The 25,230-nt window shown below is 63.8% G+C and carries 22 protein-coding genes; 8 read left to right on the forward strand and 14 right to left on the reverse strand.

The window, feature by feature from the left end:
• Nucleotides 1–20: 20 nt before the first annotated feature.
• From IVA80_RS36980 to IVA80_RS37005, 6 genes are all read right to left on the reverse strand, one after another.
• Nucleotides 21–1,517 (reverse strand): sugar ABC transporter ATP-binding protein, encoded by a 1,497-nt coding sequence (locus IVA80_RS36980; protein ID WP_247440043.1) that lies wholly within the window; start codon nt 1,515–1,517, stop codon nt 21–23.
• Nucleotides 1,514–2,611, reverse strand: a complete 1,098-nt coding sequence (locus tag IVA80_RS36985; protein ID WP_247440044.1) for a hypothetical protein — start codon at nt 2,609–2,611, stop codon at nt 1,514–1,516. Before IVA80_RS36985 ends, IVA80_RS36980 begins: the two co-directional genes overlap by 4 nt.
• On the reverse strand, nt 2,608–4,731 hold the full coding sequence (locus IVA80_RS36990) for an SMP-30/gluconolactonase/LRE family protein (RefSeq protein WP_247440045.1): 2,124 nt from the start codon (nt 4,729–4,731) through the stop codon (nt 2,608–2,610). The genes IVA80_RS36985 and IVA80_RS36990 overlap by 4 nt, the downstream gene beginning before the upstream one ends.
• A gap of 77 nt (nt 4,732–4,808) precedes the next feature.
• Nucleotides 4,809–5,825, reverse strand: coding sequence for a sugar ABC transporter substrate-binding protein (locus IVA80_RS36995; protein ID WP_247440046.1), 1,017 nt, complete (start codon nt 5,823–5,825; stop codon nt 4,809–4,811).
• A gap of 41 nt (nt 5,826–5,866) precedes the next feature.
• A complete protein-coding gene (locus IVA80_RS37000; RefSeq protein WP_247440047.1) occupies nt 5,867–6,838 on the reverse strand; it encodes an ABC transporter permease in 972 nt (323 codons plus the stop codon).
• 38 nt (nt 6,839–6,876) lie between these two features.
• Nucleotides 6,877–8,772 carry an AMP-binding protein gene (locus IVA80_RS37005; protein WP_247440048.1) on the reverse strand — a complete coding sequence of 632 codons (1,896 nt, stop codon included), beginning with the start codon at nt 8,770–8,772 and terminating at the stop codon, nt 6,877–6,879.
• 264 nt (nt 8,773–9,036) lie between these two features.
• Between IVA80_RS37005 and IVA80_RS37010 the strand changes: the two genes are divergently transcribed.
• A complete protein-coding gene (locus tag IVA80_RS37010) occupies nt 9,037–9,981 on the forward strand; it encodes a helix-turn-helix domain-containing protein (protein ID WP_247440049.1) in 945 nt (314 codons plus the stop codon).
• A 46-nt stretch (nt 9,982–10,027) separates the two neighbouring features.
• Here IVA80_RS37010 and IVA80_RS37015 read toward each other — a convergent pair whose 3' ends face one another.
• Nucleotides 10,028–11,233, reverse strand: a complete 1,206-nt coding sequence (locus IVA80_RS37015) for an ABC transporter substrate-binding protein (protein WP_247440050.1) — start codon at nt 11,231–11,233, stop codon at nt 10,028–10,030.
• A 166-nt stretch (nt 11,234–11,399) separates the two neighbouring features.
• Between IVA80_RS37015 and IVA80_RS37020 the strand changes: the two genes are divergently transcribed.
• Both IVA80_RS37020 and IVA80_RS37025 read left to right on the forward strand, forming a co-directional pair.
• Nucleotides 11,400–12,167 carry an FCD domain-containing protein gene (locus tag IVA80_RS37020; protein WP_247440051.1) on the forward strand — a complete coding sequence of 256 codons (768 nt, stop codon included), beginning with the start codon at nt 11,400–11,402 and terminating at the stop codon, nt 12,165–12,167.
• A gap of 54 nt (nt 12,168–12,221) precedes the next feature.
• Entirely contained in the window at nt 12,222–13,835 is a 1,614-nt protein-coding gene (locus IVA80_RS37025) for an acyl-CoA synthetase (RefSeq protein ID WP_247440052.1), read from the forward strand.
• A gap of 13 nt (nt 13,836–13,848) precedes the next feature.
• Here the strand turns inward: IVA80_RS37025 and IVA80_RS37030 are convergent, their stop codons facing one another.
• Complete coding sequence (locus IVA80_RS37030; RefSeq protein ID WP_247440053.1) at nt 13,849–15,051, reverse strand: MFS transporter; 1,203 nt, start codon at nt 15,049–15,051, stop codon at nt 13,849–13,851.
• A gap of 189 nt (nt 15,052–15,240) precedes the next feature.
• Between IVA80_RS37030 and IVA80_RS37035 the strand changes: the two genes are divergently transcribed.
• From IVA80_RS37035 to IVA80_RS37045, 3 genes are all read left to right on the forward strand, one after another.
• Entirely contained in the window at nt 15,241–16,044 is an 804-nt protein-coding gene (locus IVA80_RS37035; protein WP_247440054.1) for an MBL fold metallo-hydrolase, read from the forward strand.
• A gap of 157 nt (nt 16,045–16,201) precedes the next feature.
• Entirely contained in the window at nt 16,202–17,221 is a 1,020-nt protein-coding gene (locus IVA80_RS37040) for an alpha/beta fold hydrolase (RefSeq protein ID WP_247440055.1), read from the forward strand.
• A 15-nt stretch (nt 17,222–17,236) separates the two neighbouring features.
• A complete protein-coding gene (locus IVA80_RS37045) occupies nt 17,237–18,184 on the forward strand; it encodes a fatty acid desaturase (protein WP_247440056.1) in 948 nt (315 codons plus the stop codon).
• A gap of 56 nt (nt 18,185–18,240) precedes the next feature.
• On the opposite strand, the gene IVA80_RS37050 is transcribed toward IVA80_RS37045, so the two are convergent.
• Nucleotides 18,241–18,474, reverse strand: a complete 234-nt coding sequence (locus IVA80_RS37050; protein WP_247440057.1) for a hypothetical protein — start codon at nt 18,472–18,474, stop codon at nt 18,241–18,243.
• 137 nt (nt 18,475–18,611) lie between these two features.
• Nucleotides 18,612–19,595, reverse strand: coding sequence for a YafY family protein (locus IVA80_RS37055; protein ID WP_247440058.1), 984 nt, complete (start codon nt 19,593–19,595; stop codon nt 18,612–18,614).
• A gap of 85 nt (nt 19,596–19,680) precedes the next feature.
• Here IVA80_RS37055 and IVA80_RS37060 point away from each other — a divergent pair, with 85 nt between their 5' ends.
• Nucleotides 19,681–20,325 carry a glutathione S-transferase family protein gene (locus IVA80_RS37060; protein WP_247440059.1) on the forward strand — a complete coding sequence of 215 codons (645 nt, stop codon included), beginning with the start codon at nt 19,681–19,683 and terminating at the stop codon, nt 20,323–20,325.
• Nucleotides 20,326–20,522: 197 nt separating this feature from the next.
• Here the strand turns inward: IVA80_RS37060 and IVA80_RS37065 are convergent, their stop codons facing one another.
• The 4 genes from IVA80_RS37065 to IVA80_RS37080 all read right to left on the reverse strand — a co-directional run bounded on the left by IVA80_RS37065 (nt 20,523) and on the right by IVA80_RS37080 (nt 24,377).
• Complete coding sequence (locus tag IVA80_RS37065) at nt 20,523–21,308, reverse strand: enoyl-CoA hydratase/isomerase family protein (protein WP_247440060.1); 786 nt, start codon at nt 21,306–21,308, stop codon at nt 20,523–20,525.
• A 12-nt stretch (nt 21,309–21,320) separates the two neighbouring features.
• Complete coding sequence (locus IVA80_RS37070) at nt 21,321–22,430, reverse strand: cyclic nucleotide-gated ion channel (protein WP_247440061.1); 1,110 nt, start codon at nt 22,428–22,430, stop codon at nt 21,321–21,323.
• Nucleotides 22,431–22,587: 157 nt separating this feature from the next.
• Complete coding sequence (locus IVA80_RS37075; RefSeq protein WP_247440062.1) at nt 22,588–22,806, reverse strand: hypothetical protein; 219 nt, start codon at nt 22,804–22,806, stop codon at nt 22,588–22,590.
• Between the two features lie 122 nt (nt 22,807–22,928).
• On the reverse strand, nt 22,929–24,377 hold the full coding sequence (locus IVA80_RS37080) for a TAXI family TRAP transporter solute-binding subunit (protein WP_247440063.1): 1,449 nt from the start codon (nt 24,375–24,377) through the stop codon (nt 22,929–22,931).
• A 404-nt stretch (nt 24,378–24,781) separates the two neighbouring features.
• On the opposite strand from IVA80_RS37080, the gene IVA80_RS37085 reads away from it, so the two are divergent.
• On the forward strand, nt 24,782–25,129 hold the full coding sequence (locus tag IVA80_RS37085; RefSeq protein ID WP_247440166.1) for a DUF3307 domain-containing protein: 348 nt from the start codon (nt 24,782–24,784) through the stop codon (nt 25,127–25,129).
• The last annotated feature ends 101 nt before the right edge of the window (nt 25,130–25,230 follow it).

The following is a 25,230-nucleotide window of genomic DNA, read 5'->3' on the forward strand; positions in this document are numbered from 1 at the left end:
ACAAGCTTTAGGCAGCATCCTTAGTGGATCGCCGCGTACATGATCCTCTCCTCCGTCGCGTCCAGCGCGGAGAATTCCTCCACGACCTTGCCCTGGCGTGAGACCAGGATCCGGTCGGACAGCGCCATGATCTCGGGCAAATAGGACGAGATGACGACGACCGCCTTGCCCTCGTCGGCGAGCTGGTTGACCAGCTCGTGGATTTCGACGATGGCGCCGACATCCACACCGCGGGTCGGCTCGTCGAAAATGATCAGGTCCGGCTCCTGCACCAGCGATTTTGCGATCACGACCTTCTGCTGGTTGCCGCCGGAGAGCTCGACCACCTTGCCGTGGTCGCCGATGGCGCGAACCCTGAGCTTCTCGATCCAGGTCTTGCCCACCGTCTCGGTCTCTCGCCGCGACAGCATCATGCGCCCCTTGGGAAACTTCGACAGCAGGCCGAGATAAATGTTGCGCGCGATCGAGGACGTCTCGAAGAAGCCCTCGACCTTGCGATCTTCGGTGACATAGGCGATGCCGGCCTTGACCGCTGGAGCCGGCACCCGGTAGCGCACCGGCTTGTCGTGCAGCAGAATCTCGCCGCCGTGGAAGAAGTCGCGCTTGAGCACGCCTGAGACGATCTTGAAGGTTTCGGTGCGGCCCGCGCCGACGAGGCCGAACACGCCGGTGATCTGCCCCGCGAAGACCGACAGCGAATTGTTCTTCACCATCGGCGCCATCTTCAGGTTCTGCACCGTGAGCACGCGGGCGCCGGCCGGCCGCACGGTGCTCTTCCGCGTGCCATAGAGTGTGTTGGAGAGATCGCGGCCGACCATGGCCTGAATGATCGCCGCGCGGTCGAATTTGGCGGCATCATCGGTGACGACATGCTTGCCGTCGCGCAGGACGGTGATGCGGTCGGCCAGCAGCAGGGCCTCTTCCAGGGCGTGCGAGATGAAGACGATCGAGACGCCGCGCTTCTTGAGATCGCGGACGAGGTCGAAGAAGTACTTCTTCTCCTCCGGCGTCAACGACGCGGTTGGCTCGTCGAAGATGATGACCTTGGCGCGGTGCAGGACCGCGCGCGCGATCTCCACCATCTGCTTCTTGGCAGCGCCGAGGCCGCTCACGGTCGCCGTCGGCGTGACGTCGAAATTGAGCGATTGCAAAAACTGCTGCGCGGAGATGTAGATGCCGCGCAGGCGGTTGTAAAACTTCTCCTGCCCGAGAAACAGGTTCTGCGCGACAGTCATGGTCGGCACCAGGCTGTTCTCCTGGAACACCATGGCAATGCCGAGATTTCGTGCTTCCAGCGGCGTCCGCGGCGCGACGTCAGTGCCATCGACCATCATGGCGCCCGAGGTCAGCGTCACCACGCCTGCCATCACCTTGGTCAGGGTCGACTTGCCGGCGCCATTCTCGCCGACCAGTGCATGAATCTCGCCGCGGCGCAGGTCGAAGTCGACCCCGTCGATGGCGGGTACGCCGGCGTAGAGTTTTGTGGCCTGGCGCAGCGAGAGCATGATGTCGCTCATGAGCAAAACTCCTCGGCAAGGCCGGCGAGGGGCAGCCGCAGGACACGGCCCGGTCCCTTGGCGATCAGGACGAGATCGTCGCCCATCTCGATGGCCGCAACGATTCCGTGGTTGGCGCCGTCGGCCCGGCTGTGCAGCGAATAAAGCGGCTGGCCATCGGCGTTGAGCCGGACGACGAGGCCATAGGAGCGCGGCGGCGCCCACGGCTTGATCACACCCATGGTTTTGATGTGCGCGCCCTGCATCGGCTCCTTGAACGAGACGCCGGAGCGCAGGCGCGGGGCAACCCAGTAAGCCGGATCGATCTCGGCCATCATGCGGCGCCGATAGGCCGGTTCACGCAACACGAACTCGATGAGCTGGGTGCGCGCGGTGAATGCGGTGAGCCAGTAGCCGCCGCCTGCGGCCTTCGTGAGCCGCGACGGATAGACGGGAAGATGACCGAGCACGGTCCGCGGCGCCGCGCCCGGCGTCATGGCAACGAGGCGGTGACGCCAGCTTTCGCTGACCAGCACACCACTGCCGTACGCGCACGCGCCGAAGGCATGGCCGAGCCCTTGGGTCAACAGTGTCACGCCCTTGTTGCCGGGATCCAACCTGAACACGCGGCCGGTCCGGTTGAGCTCCATCAGGTCGCGCGCCCAGTCGTCGACGCCGCATGTCGCTGAGCCGTCTGTCGCAATGAGCGTGTTGTCGTCCGCCAGCGCCAGTGCGTTGATGGCGTTGAATGCCGTATCGGCAAACGTCAGGCTTGGCTGTTCGGCCGAGGCGTTTGCGTAGAGGTGCACCTCGCGTCCCCCGAGCGCGACCGCAAGGCCGCCGCCGGGAAGGGCACACAGGGCCGAGATCGGCCGCTCGAAGGTCTGGACCTCCGATGTCGAGCCACCATCCAGACGCATCAGCCGCTGGCCGTCCGCGATGAAGAGGTTGCGGCCGTCGGTGGCGAGGTCCTCGGGCGTCTCGCATGTCAGCAAGGTCTCGGCGGATTCGAGCTTCTGGTTGGGTTTCAATGCGCCATCGAAGGACGGCACGGTGATGGTGGCGTCGCCGCGCCCGAGAAAGCGGTTGGCGAAGTCCCTGACGGCTACGATCACGAAAGCTTCCCCCATCGCTTGTCATACTGGACGAAGTTCGGGTCGGCGTTGTCGAGCTTGTAGCGGCCGATCCGGTTGTTGAGGATACCGCCGAGATAGAGGTAGCCGCGATGCTCTCGCATCGAGGTGATCATCGGATGGTTTTCGCCGTGCAGGTCCCAGAACGATTCGAGGATCCTGCCCTGCTCGTTGAACTTCACCACGCAGCCGGTGTTGATGTTGGGAAACAGCCATTCGTCCACCGGCACACGCTTGCCCATGCGGCGCCGGAAGCCAGGCATCTTCCAGGCGAGGTCGAGCGAGGGACTGCGCATGCCGACCAGCGCCAGCCAGTAGTTGCCGTCGGAGGCGAGATTGATGTTGTCGGGGTAGCCGGGCAGATTGTCCATGACGACCTCGACCCTGCCCTTCTTTGCCCCTGCGAACCAATAGCGCTTGATCGAGCAGCCGAATGTTTCGGCGAACAGGATCGATTGGCCGTCGCTGGCAACGCAGATCCCGTTGGGAAATTTGAGGCCGCGCAACTCGGTTCGCGTAACGCCGGTCTTGGTGTCGTAGGAGATGATGCGGCCGTTGCCGCGCGCCTCGAGGCCGTCGATCGGCCACTCGTCCATCTCGTAGCGCACGGTCGCTTCCGAGAAGAAGATCAGGCCGTCGTCGGTGATGTCGAGATCGTCCGCCAGTCGCAGGCGGCTGTCGTCGTTGACCGAACGCATGCTGCGGTTGGTCTCGTCGGTGGCCTTTTCCACCGTGCCGTCAGGTGTGATCCGATAGAGCCCCATGCCGCCGATGCAGACGTAGAGATTGTCTTCGCGGTCGAAGGCCATGCCGAGCGGCTGCCCGCCGATATGGGCGAACACCTCCATCTTCTGATAGTCGGGTGCGAGAAAGCGCATGATGTCGCCGTGGCGCGATCCCGCATAGAGATTGTCGTGGCGATCGAGGATGACGTCCTCGGGTGCCTCGATGCGGCCGAGGCCGATCGATTCGACGTGCCGTAGCTTATCGTTCTGCTCGAACGGTCCGCCTTGTCCGATCTCGGTGGGCGGCGGCGGCGGCAGCGCGTGATAGGTGGGCGCGACGTAGACCTTGCTGATGATGCGGGTCCGGTTCTTCTGCCAGCGGATATCGACCATTGCGGCGACGAGCAGGATGCCGGCGAGCGCCATCCGATTGACGCCGCCGCGCGCGTTCATGGTGGTCAGGCCGTTGGTGATCAACAGCACGATCAGCACCCCGACCGCCGATTTGGCGACCGAGCCCTTGCCGCCGCCGAGCGTGATGCCGCCCAGCACGGTTGCCGTCAGCACGATGACTTCAAGTCCGACGCCGATGTCGCCGCCGACCGTTCCGAGCCGGGACGCGAAGAACAACGCGGCGACGCTGGTCAACAGTCCGCTCGCGACGTAGCAGAGTGCAATGGTGCGGCGGACGGGAATGCCCGAATTGTAAGCCGAACGGCGCGATCCGCCAATCGCCGTGATGTGCCAGCCCGGCCGTAACCGGGTCAGGAAGATATGGCCGAAGATGGCGATGACGATATAGACCAGCGCCACGGTCGGAATGCCGAAGACACTGCCGCCGCCGATGAAATCCCAGGATGGGATGTCAGGGAAGGCCGACGCGATGGCGTTGGAGTAGCGCTGGATCAGGAGATCGTAGGCCGAGCGGTAGATGATGAGGGTGATCAGCGTGGTGATGAAGGCACGCAGCCGCAGATAGCCGATCAGCACGCCGTTGACGGCGCCAAGCAGCGCACCGCAGAGCAGCGTGGCGGCGACCACCGCCGGGACCGGCCAGCCCAGCACGTCGAGCAGATAAAGAGCGCAGAAATCAGTCAGCGCGAAGATCGAACCGACGGAAAGATCGATGCCGCCGACGATGACGACCAGCGCCAGCCCGAGCGCGATGAAGCCGATCTCTCCAGCCTGGCGCGCGGTGTCGGCGAGGCTCGCCGGCGACAGGAAGTTGTCGATGGATCGGCTGAGCGCGAGGCCGATGATCAGGAGAAGGATCACCGGAATGGCGGTCTCGGTCCATCGCTTGGACAGGATTTCACCGAGCAGATGATCAGGCCAGTAGCGGTAACGCAGGCTTGTCAGGGTGTCGCGCATCGGCATTCCGGGACCTTGCAAGTTTCGGGACCGCGTCCCGGACGACAGATCGTCCGGAACGCCTGGGTCTTGCGGGGCGACGGCTATTTCTTGAGGTCGCTGAGATTCCAGCAGGCCATCTGGCTGTCGGCGTTCTCCTTGGTGATCGGAATCAGCGTCGTGTATTCCGAGCCCTTGACGGAGCCCGGCTTGACGCCCGAGGACAGCAGCCACTTGATCGTGCCGGCCATCTGCGCGGCCTGGGTCGGCACGTCGTAACTCATGTTGAGATCGAACGCGCCTGATTTCACCAGCTCGCAGGCACCCTTGCGCTCGCCGCCGCCCGAGGTGGCGACGAACACCTTGCCGGTCAGGCCGGCTTCCTTGACGGCCGCTGCCGTGCCGATGTCCATGCCGTCCCAGAAGCCGACGATGCCGCAGAGATCGGGGTTCTGCTTCAGCACCGTCTGCGTGATCGCCTTGGCCTTGGCGGCATCCCAATCGGCGGCCTGGCTGGACACCACCTTGATCTCGGGATGCTTGGCCAGAACGTTCTCGACGCCCTTGAGCGTATAGGCGCTCGCGGCCGCCGACAGCGCCCCCTGGATGATCGCGATCTTGTTTGACTTGCCTTCGCAGGCCTTGACCACGCCTTCGGTCTGGCGTTCGCCGATCTCGACCCAGTTGGCGCCGACGAAGGCGGAGCTGCGATAGGCCGAGCCCATGTTGATCTGGATGACGTAGATGCCTTCGTTCTCGGCGCGCTGCAGCAGTTTGGCGTAGGTCTGCACGTCGGGATTATGCACCACGATCACGGCGGGCTTCTCGGAGATCAGCGACGTCACGGCTTGCGCGCCGGCATTGGTGTTCCAGTTGGCATCGCGGATCACGAACTTCACGCCGAACGGCTCGAGCTCCTTCTTCAATCCCGCATACCAGCCCTCGGTGAGGTCGAAGTTCATGGCGACCGGAACATAGGCTACAGTCTTGCCGGCCAGTGCTTCCTTGAACGGCTTCTGGAATGGCTCGTCCAGGCCTTGCTGGGCGAGAGCGGGTGCCGTCATCGCCGCGAGACCCAGTGCGGCCACGATCGCCTTTGTCGGGCTGCCGATATGTTTCATTGCTTCCTCCTCGGTTGTGATTGTCGTTGTCTGTCGTTGGTTCAGATGTCGCCCTGCTGTGCCGTTTCTTCGTTGCGCGGATTCAGGAAGGAGTCCGTGATGACGGCGAGCAGCAGCACCACGCCCTTGATGAGATTTTGGCCGGCGTAGGAGATGTCCATGATGGTCATGCCGTTGAGCATCGTGCCGATCAGGAGTGTGCCGATCACGATGTTCAGGACGCCGCCACGGCCGCCCGACAGCCCGATGCCGCCGAGCACCACGACCAGGATGACGTCATAGATCAGTGTCGAGTTGAAGATGCGGGTCGGCATCGAATTGACGGACGCAGCCATGACGAGACCGGCAAAGCAGCCGATCAGGGCGGCGACCACATATTGCAGGACGATGATCGGGCGGGAGGGAATGCCGGTCACACGCGCGGCGTAAGGGTTATCGCCGATCGCGTAGATGTAGGCGCCCCAGCGCGTCTGGCGCAGCAGGAAGGCCACAACGATACAGGCGATGGCGAACATCACGATCGAGGTCGGAATGCCCAGAATGGTACCCTGTCCGAGCCGCTCGAAGCCGTCCATGCCGGGGCTCCATTGCACCACGTCGAGCTGGAACAGCGCGGCTTGCCCGAGACCGGCAAGGAGCAGACCCGTCGCGAGCGTCGCAAACAGCGAAGGGACCTCGGCATAGGCAATCAGCCAGCCATTGACGAGGCCGAAGGCGACCGTCAGCAGCACGGCGGTCAGCAGCGAGGCCGGCAGCGAGTGGCCGTTCTGCACCATCTGCAGGACGAGGCCCGGCGGCACCGCGAGCGCCGCGATCAGCGAGATGTCGATGCCGCGTCCGATCACGACGATCGCCATGGCAAGGCCGAGGATGCCGAGCACGGAGACGTTCTGCAGCAGCGTCAGCATGTTGTCCGACGAGAGAAAGCCGCGCAGGAAAATCGAGAACAGCAGGAACAGCAGCGCGAAGACGGCGAAGACGATTTCCTGCTGATTGAACCGAATGCGCTTCATCCCTGTCTTGCCTCTCTTGCTCGGCCTCTGCGGGCCCGTCAGGACGATCGGGTCTCGATGCGATAGGTTTGCGGAAGTGGTGTCAGGCTCTCGATGAGCGCCTTGGCTCGATCCTGATCGTTGGAGTCCACCGTGACACGGACGAGCGTGTTCAGCCTCTCGTCCTTCTCGACGAGAATGTCCGCCGTGGTGCTCGGGCCGAAGATGCGATCGATCTCGGTCCTGACCTTCTCCTGAACGGCGAGATCGCGGAGCGTGGGCTTGAAGATCTTGCCGACCGCGGTGACGGGCAGGGCCTCAAGCAAGACGACGCGCTTCGGCTTCGCGGGAGGTTTATTGACGTTGCGCTCGAGATGCTCGCGCAGTTGCGCGAGGTCGATGCTCTGTCCGGGAGACGGCACCACGAAAAGAATCGGAACCTCCCCGGCGTAGGCGTCCGGCATGCCGACGGCCGAGCTCATCTGAACGCCGGGGAAGGCATTCGCGACGTCCTCGATCGCGGCAGGGTCGATATTGTGACCGCTGCGCACGATGAGGTCCTTCTCGCGCCCCGTCAGCACCAGCCGCTGGTCCGGGGTGAGATAGCCGACGTCGCCGGTGACGATCCAGTGGTCGTCCGTGAGCACGCCCTTGTTGTGCTGGGGATCGAGGTATCCGGGAAACACCTGCGGTCCCCGAGCGAGGACGAGACCGCTGGCGAGCGGCGGGCATTCCTCGCGCAAATCGGCATCGGCCAGCGCGACGATTTTCGTCTTTGCAAACGGCGCCCTGAAGCCGACGCTGCCTTGCACCGGTGTTCCGCGGCCCGGATTGAACGCGATTGCGGCTGCGGTTTCCGTCATCCCGTAGGTCTCGAACAAGGTGATCCCGGTTCGTGCCTGGAATCTCTCGCTGACGGCCTTTGGAGCCACGGCCCCGCCGGTGAGGGCCATTCGAACCGAGCTGATATCGGAGGACCCGATCGGCACCTCGGCAAGAGCGGCAATCGAGGTCGGCACGCCGCTGACGATGGTCGCGCGAAACCGCTCGACCGTGTGCCAATAATCGCGGCTCGCGTCTGGACTTCGGAGGCTGTAGGGCGAGGGAATGATCACATGGCCGCCGGCCGCGAGAATCGACAGTCCGAGCGTCATCGTGCCGCCGACGTGAAACAGCGGGAAACCGTTCACGGCGACGTCTAGCTCATCCAGTCCGTGAACCTGCGCAAAGCTCCACGCGGCATGGATCTGGTTTCCATGTGTCAGGCGAACGAGCTTGGGCCGCCCGGTCGTGCCGCCTGTATGGAAGAGGGCGCACACCGTCTGGCGATCCGTCGACGGCTCGAAGTCCAGGGTATCGCGCACGCCTGCGATCGCCTGATCGAAGCTCAGGAAGCCGCCGGGCAGGGGACCGTTAGCGCCGATGACAAGGATCGTCTTGAGCGATGGCACACGCTTGGCGATGTTGGTCGCCTTGGTCCAGATCGCGCGATCGGCCGCCTCGGAAGCAATGACCAGCACAGTTGCGTTCTGCGCCTCGAACAAGTCGGCGATTGCATCTTCGTTCAAGAGATAATTGATCGAGCTTGCGACACCCGCGACCTGGGCGCCGAGCAATGCCGGAAATAACTGCGGAAGGATCGGACAGAGAAACGCGACGGTGCCGCCACTCTGTCCGATCCCATGCGATCGGAACAGGTTCGCGGCGCGACTGATCTCCGCGAGCAATCGCCGATGCGTCAGCGTGACGTCGCCAAGCTCGCGCGAGCCCTTGGTCAAAACCGTCAGCGCGGGCCGGTCGGGATGCAGGCACGCCGTGGCTTCGAAGAGATGATGGAGATTGCGGGCAGGGACGAGGGAATCGTAAGGCCGCTGCTCCAGGGCCTCGATATCGGCGATGGTTTTGACCGGCTGCGTGAACCGCGTCGTGATCGGCGAAAACAGGGCGTTGCTCACGGGCACCGCCATTCGAGCGGCACGGCAGATTGTGCAGCGGCTGATCTGACCTGGTGCAAGCGAACGTTTCCCGCCTATTTCGTTGACCGTTTTTGTTCTTCATAGGCCACATGGCCGGAGGCGGCTTGCTCCGGAGCGCAAAGCTTTTGCTTCTCCGCGCAAACCGGTCTTGCGTGTAGGCGGCGGCCATCTAGAATCTCGTTGCCTGGCCGGCTTGTGCGATGCACAAACGTTCATCCTGGCCTCGCAACGGATGGGCGGGCGATGAACCTGGTATTTTCGACAGACGATCTGGAGCCGTCGAAGCGCTACGCGGCGTGGCAAGGCGCTATCTGCGATGTCTACGTCCATGTCGACGTGAACGCCGAGGAGCGATCCGACTATCACGGCTTCATTCGTGAGGCGCGGTTCGGCCCAGTCACGATGACGGACGTGCTGCTGTCCGAACAGCGGATATCGCGACGCGAGCGGCATATCGCGAAACTCGACAAGGATTGCTACTACGTCGAATTCGTTCAGCAGGGCCGGATCAACGTTCTTCAGGCCGGCCGGACCCTGCTGTCGAATCCCGGCATGGCCGCGATCTTTTCGGCCTCCGAGGCCTATGATCTCGAATGCGTCGGGAAGGTGCGATCGCTCTATCTCGAGATCCCGCGCCAGGAATTCTCGGCGCGCTTCAGCGACGGACGCCTGCCCGTCGTCACGACGATGGCGACGAGCCGTGGCCTCGGACGGATTGCCGCCGGGTTCTGCGCGACGCTGGCGGCGGAAGGCGCTTGCCTGGATGAGACCGCAAGGGCGCGGCTGGGCGGTGAGCTGATGGACGTGCTGGCGCTCGCGCTTGACATGGGAGACCGGGACGAATTCTCGGAAGATGCGAGCGCGCAGCAGGTCCGCCTGCGCTCGGTCAAGGCGTGGATCGAAGCGCACCTCACCGACGTGGACCTGTCGCTCGAGAAGATCGCGAAGAACAATCGCGTCTCGCTCAGGCATCTGCATTATCTCTTCCGGTTGACCGATGTCTCGGTGTCCGAATGGATTTTGGATCGCCGGCTTCAGCGCTGTTACGATGTCCTGACGCGTCCCGAGCTGCGTTCCCTATCGATCACCGAGGTCGCTTATCAGTTGGGATTCAGCAGCTCGTCATACTTCAGTACGGTGTTTCGCAAGAAGTTCGGGCACAGCCCATCCGACTTGCGACGCCGCTAGAGGACCTGCAACGCGCGAGGCGATGCAGGTCCGTCGTCGGAAAGCGTTATTTCAGTAGCGGGCAGCCGCCGTCCTTCAGCGGACGGAAGGCCTGGTCGGCGGGGACTTCGGCGAGCAGCTTGTAATAGTCCCACGGGCCCTTCGACTCCTCGGGCTTCTTGACCTGGAACAGGTACATGCTGTGCACCATGCGGCCGTCCTCGCGCAGCACGCCGTTGTCGGTGAAGGCATCCTTCACCGGCAGCTCGCGCATCTTCGCCATCACGGTCTTGGTGTCCTTGGTGCCGGCGGTCTGCACGGCCTTGAGGTAATGCAGCGTCGCGCTGTAGGTGGCGGCCTGGTTCATCGTCGGCATGCGCTTCATGCGCTCCATGAAGCGCATGCCGAACGCACGGGTCTTGTCGTTGAGGTCCCAGTAATAGGCCTCGGTGATGATCAGGCCCTGCGCGAGCTTCAGCCCGAGGCTGTGCACGTCGGAGATGAACATCACGATCGCAGCCAGGTTCTGGCCGCCGGCGACGATGCCGAACTCGCCGGCCTGCTTGATCGCGTTGATGGTGTCGCCGCCGCCGTTCGCAAGCCCGATGATCTTGGCCTTGGAGGCCTGGGCCTGGAGCAGGAAGGAGGAGAAGTCCGCGGTGTTGAGTGGATGCTTGACGCTGCCGAGCACCTTGCCACCGGCCGCCCTCACGACGTCGCCGGTGTCGCGCTCGATCGAATGACCGAACACGTAGTCCGCGGTGAGGAAGAACCAGGTGTCGCCGCCGTTCTTGACGATGGCGCTGCCGACGGTGTGGGCGTTGGAATAGGTGTCGTAGGTCCAGTGCGCGGTATAGGGAGAGCAAGATTTTCCGGTGATGTCGGAGCTCGCCGCGTCCGTCACGATCATGATCTTTTCGTACTGCTTCGACAGCTCCATCACGGCAAGCGCGGTGGCCGAGGTCGGAAGATCGATGATCATGTCGACGCCTTCGGTCTCCCACCATTTGCGGGCGATGGTGGAGGCGACGTCGGGCTTGTTGAGCACGTCGGCCGAGACCATGTCGATCGGCTTGCCGAACATCTGTCCGCCAAAGTCCTCGATTGCCATCTTGGTGGCCTCGACATTGCCCTGGCCGCCGATGTCGGAATAGACCGAGGAGAAGTCGGAGAGTACGCCGATTTTGAGCGGCGCCTGCTGGGCGGACGCGGGGGCGACCAGGGCAGCCGATAGCAAGCCGGCCGCAGACACGAGTGCAGCGATAGGTCTCATGGATACGTTTCCTCTTGTGCGGGACTATGCTGTCCCTTTGTCCGACAAAGTTAGAGTGGGGTTCCTCAGGAGTCAATTTGTTGCGTGCGCCGCATGAATGGCGCAATTTGACGACCTTTCCGGTTCGACCCTATAGTTTGTCCGACAATCGCCATTGGAGACGAATTTGCCCCTCGCGCCGCTGTTCCGTCCGATCGATGTCGCGCCGGCCTATCAGAAGGTTGCCGACGCCATCGAACGCGAGATCGTCAATGGCCGCATCAAGCCTGGCGATCCCATCGGCACCGAGCACGATCTGGTGCGCCAGTTCGGTGTCAACCGCTCGACCATTCGCGAAGGCATTCGCGTGCTGGAGGAGGGCGGGCTGATCAGCCGCGATTCCTCGCGCCGCCTGCACGCCTGCCTGCCGCGCTACACCAGGCTTGCAAGCCGTCTGAGCCGGGCGCTCGTGCTGCACGAGGTCACCTTCCGTGAGCTCTACGAGGCCTCGATGACGCTGGAGGTGGCGAGCATCGAAGGCGCGGTGGAGCGCGCGACAGAGGAAAATCTCGCCGAACTCAGCGACAATCTCGCACGCAGCGAAGCCGTGATCGGCGATCCCGCGATGCTTGCCGAATGCGATGCCGAATTCCACGTGCTGGTCGCAAAAGCTTCGCAGAACCGCGTGCTCCAGCTCGCGCGCGAGCCGGCGGCGCAGCTGTTCTATCCGACCACCGAGATGACCGTGACCGGTGTGGCCGAGGGCGGCCCGCGTCTTGTTGCCGCCCATCGCCATCTCATCGAGGCGATCCAGCGCCGCGACCGCGAGGCCGGGGTGCTCTGGACTCGCCGGCATCTGCAGGACTGGCGGCGCGGTTTTGAGAAGATCGCGTCACTCGATCGCTCGGTCGAGCACATGTACATGGAGCACGCGCAGGCGGCCCGGCGAAGATAACGCAAGATTTCAGACAATAAAACTAGCAAATAAAGACATCACACGGAGGGACACATGACCGGCGACATCGCAGCCACCATCTCGAAAGCGCGCGAGCACTCCATCGGCGATCTCCCGCGCCGTTCGGCGCGTCGCGAGCCGGACAAGCCGGCAGTGAGCTGCGGCAATATCAGCTGGACCTTCGCCGAGATGGACGCGATCTGCAACCGGCTCGGCCGCGGCCTGCTAGACCTCGGCGTCAGCAAGGGCGACCGTCTCGCGGTGCTCTCGCGCAACTCGCATGCCTTTGCCGCGCTTCGGTTCGCGGTGGCGCGGATCGGCGCGGTGCTGGTGCCGATCAACTTCATGCTCAATCCGGACGAGATCAATTTCATCCTGAAGAGCTCCGGCGCAAAGCTGCTGGCGACCGGTCCCGATTTCGTCGAGCCCGCGCGCGCCGCTTCGGCCAAGGACTGCGCGGTCGAAAAGATGATCTGGCTGCCGGGTGAGGATCCCGCCACGGCGCCCGCGGGCCTCACCACCTTCGACGATCTCCTCAGCCCGGACGGCTCGTTCCTGGAGGCGTCCGTCGACATCCGCGATCTCGCGCAGATCGTCTATACCAGCGGCACGGAATCACTGCCCAAGGGCGCGATGCTGACCCATGAGGCCGTGATGTGGCAGTATGTCAGCTGCATCATCGACGGCGGCATGAGCGCGGATGACAAGTTCCTGCACGCGCTGCCGCTCTATCATTGCGCCCAGCTTGACGTCTTCCTGGGGCCGCAAGTGTATCTCGGCGCCTCCGGCGTGATCACGGGCAAGCCGACCGCCGACAACATTCTGGCGCTGATCCAGGCACACAAGATCACCTCCTTCTTCGCGCCGCCGACGATCTGGATCGCGATGCTGCGCTCGCCGAATTTCGACAAGACCGAGCTGTCGACCCTTCAGAAGGGATATTACGGCGCCTCGATCATGCCGGTGGAGGTGCTGCTCGAACTCCAGCGCCGCCTGCCCAACGTGAAATTCTGGAATTTCTACGGCCAGACCGAGATCGCGCCGCTCGCGACCGTGCTGGGTCCTGCGGACCAGCTGCGCAAGGCCGGCTCGGCCGGCAAGCCCGTGCTTAACGTCGAGACGCGCGTGGTCAACGTTTCGATGGAAGACGTGAAGGTGGGCGAGGTCGGCGAGATCGTGCACCGCTCGCCGCATCTGCTCTCCGGCTATTACAACGATCCGGTGAAAACCGCGGCGGCGTTCTCGGGCGGCTGGTTTCACTCCGGCGATCTCGCCGTCGTCGATGCCGAGGGCCACATCACCGTGGTCGACCGCGTCAAGGACATGATCAAGACCGGCGGCGAGAATGTCGCGAGCCGCGAGGTCGAGGAGATGGTCTACCGCATCCCCGCGGTCTCCGAGGTTGCCGTGGTCGGCCTGCCCGATTCGCGCTGGATCGAGGCGGTGACTGCGATCATCGTAGTCAAGTCCGGAGAGAAGCTGGATGAGGATGCCGTCATCAAGCATTGTGCCGGCCAGATGGCGCATTTCAAGGTGCCCAAGCGCGTGATCTTCGTCGACAGCCTGCCGAAGAATCCGAGCGGCAAGCTGCTCAAGCGCGAGCTGCGCCAGCGCTTCGTCGGCGGCGAGACGCTCGACAAGGCGATCCAGAAGAACTTTGGGACGTGACGCGCGGAGCCTCTCAATACTTCTTCACCGCCGGGCCGAATGCGAACCACAGCGCCATCGACGCTAGCCCGAAACCGCCAAGCAGCAGGAAGGTTGGGCCATAGCCGATCCATTCCGCGATCCAACCGCCGAGCGCGGGGCTGAGCGAGGCGCCGACGCCCTGCACGGTGATGACGGCGCCTTGCCCGAGGTTGATGCGGCCGGTGCCGTTCAGTGAGCGGGCGACCATGCCGGGCACGGCGACCGTCTGAAGTCCCGTGCCGATGCCGTCGAGCACTTGCACGGGCACGACGCCCCACCACCCCGTGAGGAAAAAGGCGAGCACGCCGCGGACGGGTAAGAACAGGAAGGAGGCTAGGATCACCGGCCAGTAATTGCGCTTGCTCGCGACCCGCATCGCGATCAGCGAGGTTACGACCATCACGCCCTGCGCAATCACCACCGTGGTCGCGACGAAGCTTGGTCCGTTGGCCTGGGTTTCGCTGACGGCAGCGAGACCATAGAGGGGAACGATCGCGGCATTGCCGAGATGAAACAGGGCAAGGGCCAGCGCCAGCACGAGCAGCGGCTTATGCTTGAGCAGCATTGTGAGCGCGTCCGGCGGGCTGTCGGGATCATCCTCCTTGCTGCCGCGCGCGGCGCGATCGTCGATCGCCTTGGCCGGGATCAGCAGCACGCAGGCGATCGCGATGGCGCCGAATGCGGCCGCCAGCAGGAACACGGCGACGTAGCCGTATCTATAGCCGAGATAGCCCGACAGCGCCGCCCCGACCATGTTGCCGGCGTGGTTGAACGCCTGGTTGCGGCCGTTCAGCGCATTGAAGCCCTTTTGCCTGGCGATTCCGAGTGTAATTCCGGTCACCGCCGGAACGATCGCGGCGCTCGCCAGCGATTGCGCGACCTGGGAGAACGTCACTGCCCAGAAGTTCTGCGACAGCAGGATGATTGCGGACGCGAGCACTACGCAGACGCCGGGGATCACGACCCACATGCGCTTGTTACGGCTGGCATCGATGAAGCCGCCGATTGGCGTGGTGACGAGCATGCCCGAGACATTTCCGATCGTCATCGCGGTGCCGATCAGACCGCTCGCCCAGCCGCGCTCCTGAAGGAAGACGCCGACGAACGGCCCGATGCCCGACTGCATGTCCGCCATGAAGAAGTTCAGTCCAAACAGGGGCCAGAGACGGGGCGAGGAGGGGGACCGCGATGTCATCGATATGTCAACCGTGGTCTCAATCAGATTGGGGGCCGGGCCTATTGTGATCCTTTCAGCCAATCGTTCTGGCGTGGATGAAAGTGTAACCGGCGCCGATCGCGTTGGTTCCAGCGTCTTGCGACTTGGCGACCCTTGCAGTCCCTGCCGCTCAGTCTTTATTAAAGCGTCTCGTCACGGAGGAGAGCCATGCCGTTCTGGACTTGCGAAACCTGCGGCGCGCAATTTCCGGCAAGCGAGAAGCCGCCGGCGTCCTGTCCCATCTGCGAGGACGAGCGTCAGTTCGTGAACTGGAAGGGACAGACATTTCTCGCGCCCGAGACGCTGGCACAGCGCTGTCGCGTGGTGTGGCGCAACGATCTCGGCCTGACCGGCCTTGCGCTCGAGCCGAGCTTTGCCATCGGCCAGCGCGCGCTGCTGGTGCCGCTGGATGGCGGCTGCGCGATGTGGGACTGCGTGCCGCTGGCAACGCCGGAGGCGATCGCGCATGTGCGCTCGCTCGGCGGGCTGAAGGCCATCGCGATCTCGCATCCGCATTATTATGGCGCGCTCGCCGACTGGAGCGACGCGTTTGGCGGTGTGCCGGTCTATCTGCATGCCGATGATCGCCAATGGGTGACGCGTCCACATCCGTCAATCGTGCACTGGCACGGCGATCATCATCGCATTTCCGATGATTTGCAGCTGTTGCGCACCGGCGGTCACTTCACCGGCGCCACCATGCTGCACCATGCGCGCGGTGCGGATGGCAAGGGCGCGCTGCTCACCGGCGATATCGCGCAGGTGACGATGGACCGCCGTTTTGTCAGCTTCATGTATTCCTATCCGAATTACATGCCGCTCAACACCGCCGCCGTGCGGCGGATCGCGGCTGCGGTCGAGCCGCTCGCCTTCGACCGCATCTACGGCGCATGGTGGGGCCGCAATATCGCCACCGGGGCCAAGACCGCGTTCTCCGCGTCGGTGCAGCGATATATCGCCGCCATCGCCTGAGCCGCGATGGTCAGGAATCCCCGTTGCCTTCATCTAATAACTGTACTATAAGTACAGTTAATTAGCGCGGCGCAACGATGCGTTGCTGGTTCGGCACGAACGATGCATCGTCGTTCCAGCGGCGCGTTCTGCAGCCGCGTGAGCGGGAGTTGGACGCATGACGGCGCAGCGCGACTACGAGATTTTCGAGGCTGGCGAGGTTGCGCTTCAGTCCGGCGCCGTCTTCCCTTTGCTGAAGCTCGCCTACAAGACCTACGGCACGCTGAGCCCGACCAAAGACAACGCCATCCTCTACCCGACCTCGTTCAGCGCGCAGCACCACGATACAGAATGGCTGATCGGACCCGGCGGCGTGCTCGATCCCACGCGTTACTTCATCATCATCCCGAACCTGTTCGGCAATGGCCTGTCGTCCTCGCCGTCGAACTCCGGCGACGCGCCTTTCCCGCAGATCACCTATCACGATGCCATCGCCATCCAGCACAGGCTCCTCACCGAACGTTTTGGCATTACAAAACTCGCGCTGGTCTATGGCTGGTCGATGGGCGGCATGCAGGCATATCACTGGGCAGCGCTCCACCCTGATATGGTCGAGCGAGCCGCGGTCGTCTGCGGCAGCGCGCGCTGTGCGCCCTATAACCATGTCTTTCTCGAAAGCGTGAAGGCCGCGCTGACCGCGGATCCTGCCTTCCGCGATGGCCGCTTCGCCGAAAAACCGGTTGCCGGCTATCGCGCCATGGGGCGGGTCTATGCCGGCTGGGCGATGTCGCACGGCTTTTATCGCGACGAGCTCTGGCGCGAGGCGGGTTTCAGCTCGCTGGAGGATTATCTCGCCCGTGCCTGGGACGCGGCTTTTGCACGGCGCGACGCCAACGATCTCCTGGTGCAACTCGGGATCTGGCAGAACGGCGACATCAGCCGGTGCGGCGCGTTCGGCGGCGATTTCGATCGCGCGCTCGCCGCGGTCAAGGCGCACATGCTGCTGATGCCGGGCGCCACCGACCGCTATTTCGATGTCCGCGACAACGAGGACGAGCTTGGCCGGCTAGTCAACGCAAAATCGGCCGTGCTGCATCCGATCCCCTCGCTGCACGGCCATCGCGCCGGCAATCCGCTCAACAATCCGCCCGACCAGGCCTTCCTCAGGGCCGAGATCGCAGAGCTTCTCAGCAAGTAATACAGGGCCCCGACGATGACTGACGCGACTGTTTCAGAGCCCGACCATCGCCTGAAGCCGCTGACACCGGCCATGCTGCGCGAATTGTCGGTGCGCTCAAACATCAGAGGCGCGACGCAGAGCCTCGGCCATTACGGCGTGATCGTGCTGGTCGGCGCGCTGATCTGGATGGTTACGTCGCGCCATGGCGTCCTCTGGGCGTTGCCGCTGATGGCGGTGCAGGGCTATCTCGTCGCCTTCCTGTTCATGGCGGTGCACGAGACCGCGCACAAGACTGCTTTCAAAAGCCGTGGCCTCAACCTCGCGGTCGGCTATCTCTCGGCCTTCATCATTGCATTGCCTTACGAATATTACTGCCTGTTTCACTGGGATCACCATCGCTACACCCAGGATCCCGAAAAGGATCCGGAGCTGATTGTCGGCATGAAGCCGACATCCGACACGCAGCTTGCGATCGCCTATAGCGGCCTGCTCCAGGTCGCCGGCCGTCTCCGGCTGATGCTCGGCCAGGCCGTCACCGGCAAGGTGGTCGTGCCCTGGATCCCCGAGACCAAGCGCGCCACCATCGTGGCCGAAGCGCGCGCCTATGTCGCGCTCTATGTGCTGCTGCTCGCGGTCTCGCTGTGGTTTTCCTCGGCACTGCTGCTCTGGGCCTGGATCGTCCCGCTTGTGATCGGGCAATTCTTCCTGCGGCCCTATCTCTATGCCGAGCACACCGGCTGCGAGCGCACCCGCAGCGCCTTCCAGAATACCCGCACCACTTATACCGGCGCGATCGTCAAATGGTTTGCGTGGAACATGCCCTACCATGTCGAGCACCACGCCTATCCCTCGATCCCCTTTCACGCGCTGCCGAAGCTGAACGGGATCGTCGACGGCGAGATCGTCCATCGCGGCCGCGGCTACATCAGGACGACGCGCGAGACCTGGGCCTGGTTTCGGCGGCAGCGGCAGGGTGGCTAGCTGAACGCAAAGCCCCGGTCGCGGCGCGACCGGGGCTTTGTCGTGGATCCCATAGATCAGTAGATCCCGTAGGCGCAGACATTCACCACGCGCACGCGCAGGCCGCGGCGGGTCTGGATGACGCGCTCTCGGTAGCAGTTGTTGACGCCGGTGTTGACGTAGACGCCGCCAAAGCCCCAGCCCGGGCCCCAGTGGTGGTGGAAGCCGTGGGCCGAGGCTGCGCTGGGCGCGAGAGCGGCAGCGCCGAGCGAACCGGCAGCGATCAGACCAAGTGCAAGCTTACGAAACATCTTCATTCTCCAGTGTGGCGCGAAGCCGTTGTTGTGTCCCTGCTTCTCGGTCGGGCCGAGGCGCGAATGCGTTCACGGCGCGCGGCGGGAATCGTGTTTCAGGATTGTTTCGTGGGGCGCGGCAAGACGCGCCGCTGTCAGGCTTTCCGCGCCGCTGTGCGGTAGCGCGCAGCCGTTGCCTGCGTCAGCTCCGCCATCTTCTCGCGGAGGTCGGCGGGCTCCAGCACTTCGGCTTCGGGCCCAAGCCGCAACAATTCGGCCGCAGCATGCCATGACGTCTTGCCGGTCGGCACTCTGGCGATGCGCCAGCCGTCTTCATCGGCGGTCTCGTCAAGCTGTGTGCGCGCCCTGACGTAAGGCTGGCTCAGTGCCTCGAGCAGCTTGACGCCGAATGGCGAGAGCCTGACGATCGCGACATTGGGATGCATCTCGGCTTCGAGGCGAAGCGTCGCAGCCTGCCAATAGGCGGCGAGATCGAACTCCGACGGACGATCGAAGCGGTCGTCGAGCGCCGTGCAATCCAGCACGCGCGCGACACGATAGGTGCGCACACTGCCGTCGACCTCGCCGGCGAGATACCAGCTGCCGCCCTTCAGCACGAGTCCGAGCGGTGCGACGCGGCGCTGCTTCTCCGCGCGCCAGCTCCGGTAACGGATTTTGATCAGCGTTCCGCGCAAGGCTGCGCCGGCAATTGTGCGCAAATGTTTTGGTTCTTCCGCCTCGCCGAACCAGCCTGGTGCGTCCAGGTGGAAACGCTCCTGCATCCGGCTGGCATCCTGGCGCAGGTGGACGGGCAGCGCCGCCATCAGCTTGTTCTGCGCGGCGATCATCGCGGCATCGAGTCCGAGCGCCGCCGCCGGGCCCGGCAATCCCGTCAGGAACAGCGCCCCCGCCTCGCTCTGCGACAAGCCGTTCAAACGCACGCGATAACCATCGAGCAGGCGATATCCGCCCTCCGCCCCGCGGTCGGCGTAGACGGGAACGCCGGAGGCCGCGAGCGCGTCGATGTCGCGGTAGATCGTGCGCACCGACACCTCGCAGGCCTCGGCGAGCTCAGGCGCGGTGACCTGCCCTCTGGCCTGGAGGGTGGTGAGGATGGACAGCATCCGGCTCGCGCGCATGATCCCTTAGACCATATCTGACACAAGATGTCAGGTATGGTCTGCTACTAGACGCACCATCGCCAGCCGCCAGATGGAGACTGCCATGACCGATCCGAACCGCATCACGCTGTATTATTCGCCGCAGACGCGCGCCACCGGCACGCGGGTGCTGCTGGAGGAGCTTGGCGCGCCCTACGATCTCCACGTTCTCAACATGAAAGCCGGCGAGCAGCGCCAGCCGGCCTATCTCGCCATCAATCCGCTGGGCAAGGTGCCGGCGATCCGCCACGGCGAGGCGCTGGTGACCGAGCAGGTCGCCATCACCATCTATCTCGCCGATCTCTTCCCGCAGGCCGGCCTCACGCCCGCGCTGAACGATCCACTGCGCGGCCCCTATTTGCGCTGGATCACCTATTACGGGTCATCCTTCGAGCCGGCCCTGATTGACAAGTTCATGCAGCGCGAGCCGGCGCCGATCACGCAGTCGCCCTATGCCGATTACGACACCATGCTGGGCGCGCTCGAGGCGCAATTGGCGAAGGGGCCGTATCTGCTCGGCGAGCGTATGACGGCGGCGGATGTCCTGTGGGGTGTCGCGTTCAGCTGGACGATGATGTTCGGCATCGTGCCGAAGAAGGATGTCTTCGTCCGTTATGCCGAACGCATGACCTCGCGGCCGGCGTTCCAGCGCATCAATGCCGCGGATGATGAGATGGCGGCGCGGCATGCTGCGGCTGCTGGCGGGTGAGCGGTCGCCACATACTCCGTGTCGTCCCGGGCAAGCGTCAGCGCAGACCCGGGACCCATAACCACAGGGAAGAGTTTTGCGAAGACTCGTGGTTACCGCCTTTTGTCATAACCACTCCCTGTGGTTATGGGTCCCGGATCTGCGCGCGCTTAAGGCGCGCTTGTCCGGGACGACAGCGAGGCTGATGCCGCTCCCCCTCAAAACCTCGGCGGCCGCTTTTCCGCGAATGCCTTGATGCCTTCCTTGATCTCGTCGCCGCGCATGCTGTCGCGGTGGCGCTGGTCGGCGGCTTGCTCGTCGAGCTCGCCGCGGGCGAACTCGTTGATGGCGCGCTTCATGCCGCGCATTGCCTGCGGCGCGTTGCCGGCGAGGACGCCAGCAAGCTTGTCGACCTCCTCGTCGAGAGCTTCCTCCGGCACCATGGCGGTGAGATAGCCGATCCGCAGCATTTCCGGCGCGATGATCTTCTGTGCCGTGAGAAACAGCTTCTTCGCATTGTCGACGCCGAGCCGTGTCGCGTAGCGTTTGATGCCGCTCCTGTAGTAATGCAGCCCGAGCCGCGCCGCCGGCATGAACATCTCGGCGGTGTCGACGCCGATGCGGAAATCGCAGGCCAGCGCAAGGTCGGTCGAGCCGCCATAGACGCCGCCGTTGAGCCGGCAGATCGTCGGCACGCCCAAATCTTCCAACCGGTTGACGACCACTTCGAACGCCGAGCCGGCGCTTTGCTGCTCGCTCGCGCTCGCCGCGCGCTCGGCAACCGAGTTGAGGTCATAGCCCGCGGAGAAGGCGCGTCCGGTGCCGGTCAGCACTAGCACGCGGATATCAGGATCGGCCTCGACCCGGTCGAACAGTTTTATCAGTTCGCCGAGATCCTCTGCCTGGAGCCGGTTGAGATGTTTTGGCCGGTTGAGCCGGATGGTGGCGCGTGCGCCGTCGAGTTCGAGCAGGGGGCCAGTGGCTGCGCCGGCTGTGTCCGACATTCTTGTCTCCATTTACTTGTTTTCGAGCGTGCGCCGCTTTGCTTCGGCATCGATGGTCTCGGCGAGATCGGGATGGCGCGCCATCAGCACGCGGAAATCGACGAGGTCGAGCACCAGCAGCCGCGACACCTTCGTGGTCGAGACATTGGCGCCGCGCTTGTTGTTGCCGAGCAGCGCCATCTCGCCGAAGAAGGCGCCCTCGCCGAGCTGCACCTTCTTGCCGGGCAGGTCCACCTCGACCTCGCCGGCGGCGATGAAATACATGCAGTCGCCCTGCGCGCCCTTGCGGATGATCATGGTGCGCGCCGGCAGCTCCATGGTCCGCAGCATGTGGGTGACGTCGGCGATGGCCGAAGGCCCAAGAGCTGCGAAGAACGGCACCTTGCTGACGGATTCCCAGGTCTTGAGGAAATTGTCGCGCCGGGTCTCGGCGGCAAAGCCGGTCGCCAAAATACCGGTCCAGAGTCCGAACACGCCGAGGCCGGAGATCATCACCATCGCCGCCACCACGCGCCCGAGCGGCGTCACCGGCACGACGTCGCCATAGCCCGTGGTCGTCAGGGTCACCACCGCCCACCACAGCGCGGCCGGCACGCTGCCGAAGGTCTGGGGCTGCACGTCCCGTTCCAGGAAATATTCGGCAACCGAGGCCAGGAAGACCACCATCAGGAAGATCACGAGCACGCTCACCAGCGGCCCCGATTCCAGCACCAGCACGCGGCGGAGCTGCCGCAGGCCCGGAATGCCCGGCACCACCTTCAACACCCAGAGCACGCTAAGCAGCCATGCCGTCTTCGGCTCGACGCCGAGCATCAGCGCGACCGGCACGGCGGCCGCTCCGATCGCATCGACCAGCCCGGCGGAGGAGGACATGTAGAGCGAAAGACGCCCATCCCGTGCCATGTGGCGCAGCCGGACCACCCATTCGAACACGAAATAGACGAGGCAGGCCCACAGCAGGGCGTCGACCCAGCGGTGCGTCGTCTCATAAGCTTGGTTGACCGTCAGCACCACCATGCTGAGCACGCCGACGCCAACAGCAACATAAGCTGCCCTGGTCATGTTGCGGCCGGCCGTGGCGGCCACGAACTGGGCCAGAGCGGGGATCAGCGGCTTGGACATGCGGGAAGGCGGCTCGGTTTTGGCTTACGGTCCCGGCTGGAACCTTGGTGCCAAAGTGCCTGCCCGGGCCAAGGTCGTCAACGACGGGGGCGGCTGCCTGCAAATATCGTGGAAGAGGGACTAAAGAGCCCCGGTGCAGCAGCCGACGGGCGAGCTGCTACCTGAAATGTGGCGGCTCGTCGTAGCCGCGGCGACTGCTGAAGAACAGCAGCACCATCAAACCAACGCCGACAAGAATGGAAAATCCCGCCCCAAGCCCCAATGCCACATAGCCTTCCGTCGGGATCGGCTCGCCCTCGACCGCTATTGCGGAATAGGCGAAATATCCGGCCGCAATCAGCATTCCCAGCAGGACTATGATGAGGAGCGTACGCATGGCGCGTTCTCCGGTTGTATCCGGGAGCCAACGGTTGTGGACCGGGACGGTTCCCGAATTCAGCCCAGGGATTCCCGGGAAATGTCGGCAACGCGACATTGCAAGACCATCAAATCGATGGGTCAGGCACTCTGGGCTGTCTTCACCACCACGACATTGCTGTCGTCCTGCTGGGCAGGGCCGGCGTCGCGAGCCGCTTTCTCGGCCTCGCCGGCGTGGCGCTTGAGGTAGTCGCGGCGCATCCCGATCTCGTCGCGGACGAACTCGTAGCCGAGCTTGAAGGTGTCGAGCCCGTCGGTGCTGATCGTACCGTCCCTGAGTCCTATGACGGCACCGCGCAAGATGCCCTCGAGCTCGTCCTGGAGACATTCGAGCTGATCCAGCGAGTGGGCGTGCTCGATGCGCTCGCCGACGTCGAGGATTGCGGTGGAGAGCTCGCTGGCCTTCTCCGGCGCGATCCGGGTGATCTTGGCGTAGATCGCGGCGAAGATCGAGCCGATGACGCTGAGCGCGGCGGCGCCCAGATACATCAGGTCGCTGTACTTATCCATGAACGACTTGGTGTCGTCGTTGATGTAGTCGGCCGCCCCCTGGTGCGCCATCACGTAGGCGTCCTTCTCGACGGAGGCGGGCTCGATTCTGCTGGCAAAGCCGTTGTCGAGCCCGAGCGCGGATTTGTTCTCGTAGACTGTACGCGCGAGTTCGCCCGCCGTGGTCGGCGACATCCTGGATTGCGCAACCAGCAGCCATTCGAGCCCGATCGTGTCGAGGTCGTCGTCGGGAATTTCCGGCGATGCCGACAGCATGCCTGCGGTTAGGGTCTCGCTGGAAATGCCGGGAATCCTGCGCGCCAGCGCCTTTGCCTCGTCGATCGCGTTCAGCGTGAAGCCACCGCGTTTGGCGAGCTGCTCATAGGCCTTGTCCCTGATAGCCCTGGATGCGTGGACGATGGCGATCACCGCGCCAAAGCCGCTCGCCGGCGCAAACAGCTTGTCGAGCGTTGCGCCCTGCGGCGCCATCTGGATCTTTGCTGCGGCTTCTGATCCGTCGGGAATATCGAGAATGCTGCGCACGAAGGCGAGCGCGGATTCGTTCTCGGCCACGACCGCGACCTTCTTCTTCTTCAGTTCGGCAAGCGATTTGATCTTCTTGTTGCCGGGACCGAGCAGGAGCACGAGGTCGTGCTCGAGGATCGCGACCGTACGCGCCCGCAGTGGCACCTTGGCGTCGGTGCGCAGGATGGCGAGATCGGCCTGCTTGCGGTCGAACTGTGCGAGCGCCTTGGCGTTGTCTGCGTTGTTGACGACCTTGATCCGGAATCGCGAGACGTTGTTCTTCAGGACAGTGGCGAGCTTGGCCGCGAACAGCGCTTCGTCGCTGTTGGGGGCGCCGACGGCAAAGGTCAGCGTCTCCGAGCTGTGTACCAGCGTGCGGCCGCCCCAGACGGTGGCGAGCGACAGGAGCAGGGTCAGCACGACGTAGAGAAAGACCTGCTGCTGATTGGTCTTGATCACCTTGGGGCGCCGCGGCGGTGGCTCGGTCGGTGACGAGGTCGGGCCTTCAGTACGCATGGCGGCACGCTGGCCTTGTTCTTGGGTGGCGGACGGCTCGCGAGCTGATCGCGGCGGGCGTCCTGCAATGCCTAAACGTCTGAAAAAAGAACGATATTTTCTACCTTCAATGATAGCGCGCCGATACCGGGATGCAAATTTCGAGCCGAAGGTAACCTTACTCGATCCGGCCCGCGGCGATTGGTCATCCTATCACCAGTTAGCCACAGTTGACGATTTTCCAGTTCCCCCCGGCTGCATTCCGTCGCGGGAGCTGTCATAAATCACACGTTCCGGCGATTTGACCGGTCCAAGAAGAAGCTGCGCTGAACGCTCCAATTTTTCCTGTCACGTCAATGAGGGCGTCAGCTTTGTCGTTTCCACCCATGTCATCGGCGATTCCGGTCGAAGCGCTCATTGGCTGGATGCTGCTGCTCACCTTCAAGCACATCATCGCCGATTTCGTTCTCCAGACCGCCTGGATGGCGCAAGGCAAGGACCAGAAGCATGGCTGGGCTTTGCCGCTTCTGGTGCATTGCCTGATCCACCTTGCGGTTGCGCTGCCGCTGATCCTGATCGTGGCGCCGCGATTCTGGTTCGTCGCGTTCATCGACTTCGTGATCCACATCACGGTCGACCGGGCCAAGGGCCTCGTCTCCGCCAATTTCGGTGTCGACCTGGCGCATCCCTGGTTCTGGACCCTGATCGGCGTCGACCAGGCGCTGCACCATTTGACCGGCTTCGGTCTTTCCATCTTCATGGCGGCGAACTGAGGCGCCTGGTCGCGTGCTTGGCTTCATGGTTCGAGACGCGCCGTAGGGCGGCGCTCCTCACCATGAGGTCACCCCCGCGATTTCACCGCGAACCAGATCCT

The sequence above is a fragment of the Bradyrhizobium sp. 139 genome, assembly GCF_023074175.1.
In the GTDB taxonomy this organism is placed as follows: domain Bacteria; phylum Pseudomonadota; class Alphaproteobacteria; order Rhizobiales; family Xanthobacteraceae; genus Bradyrhizobium.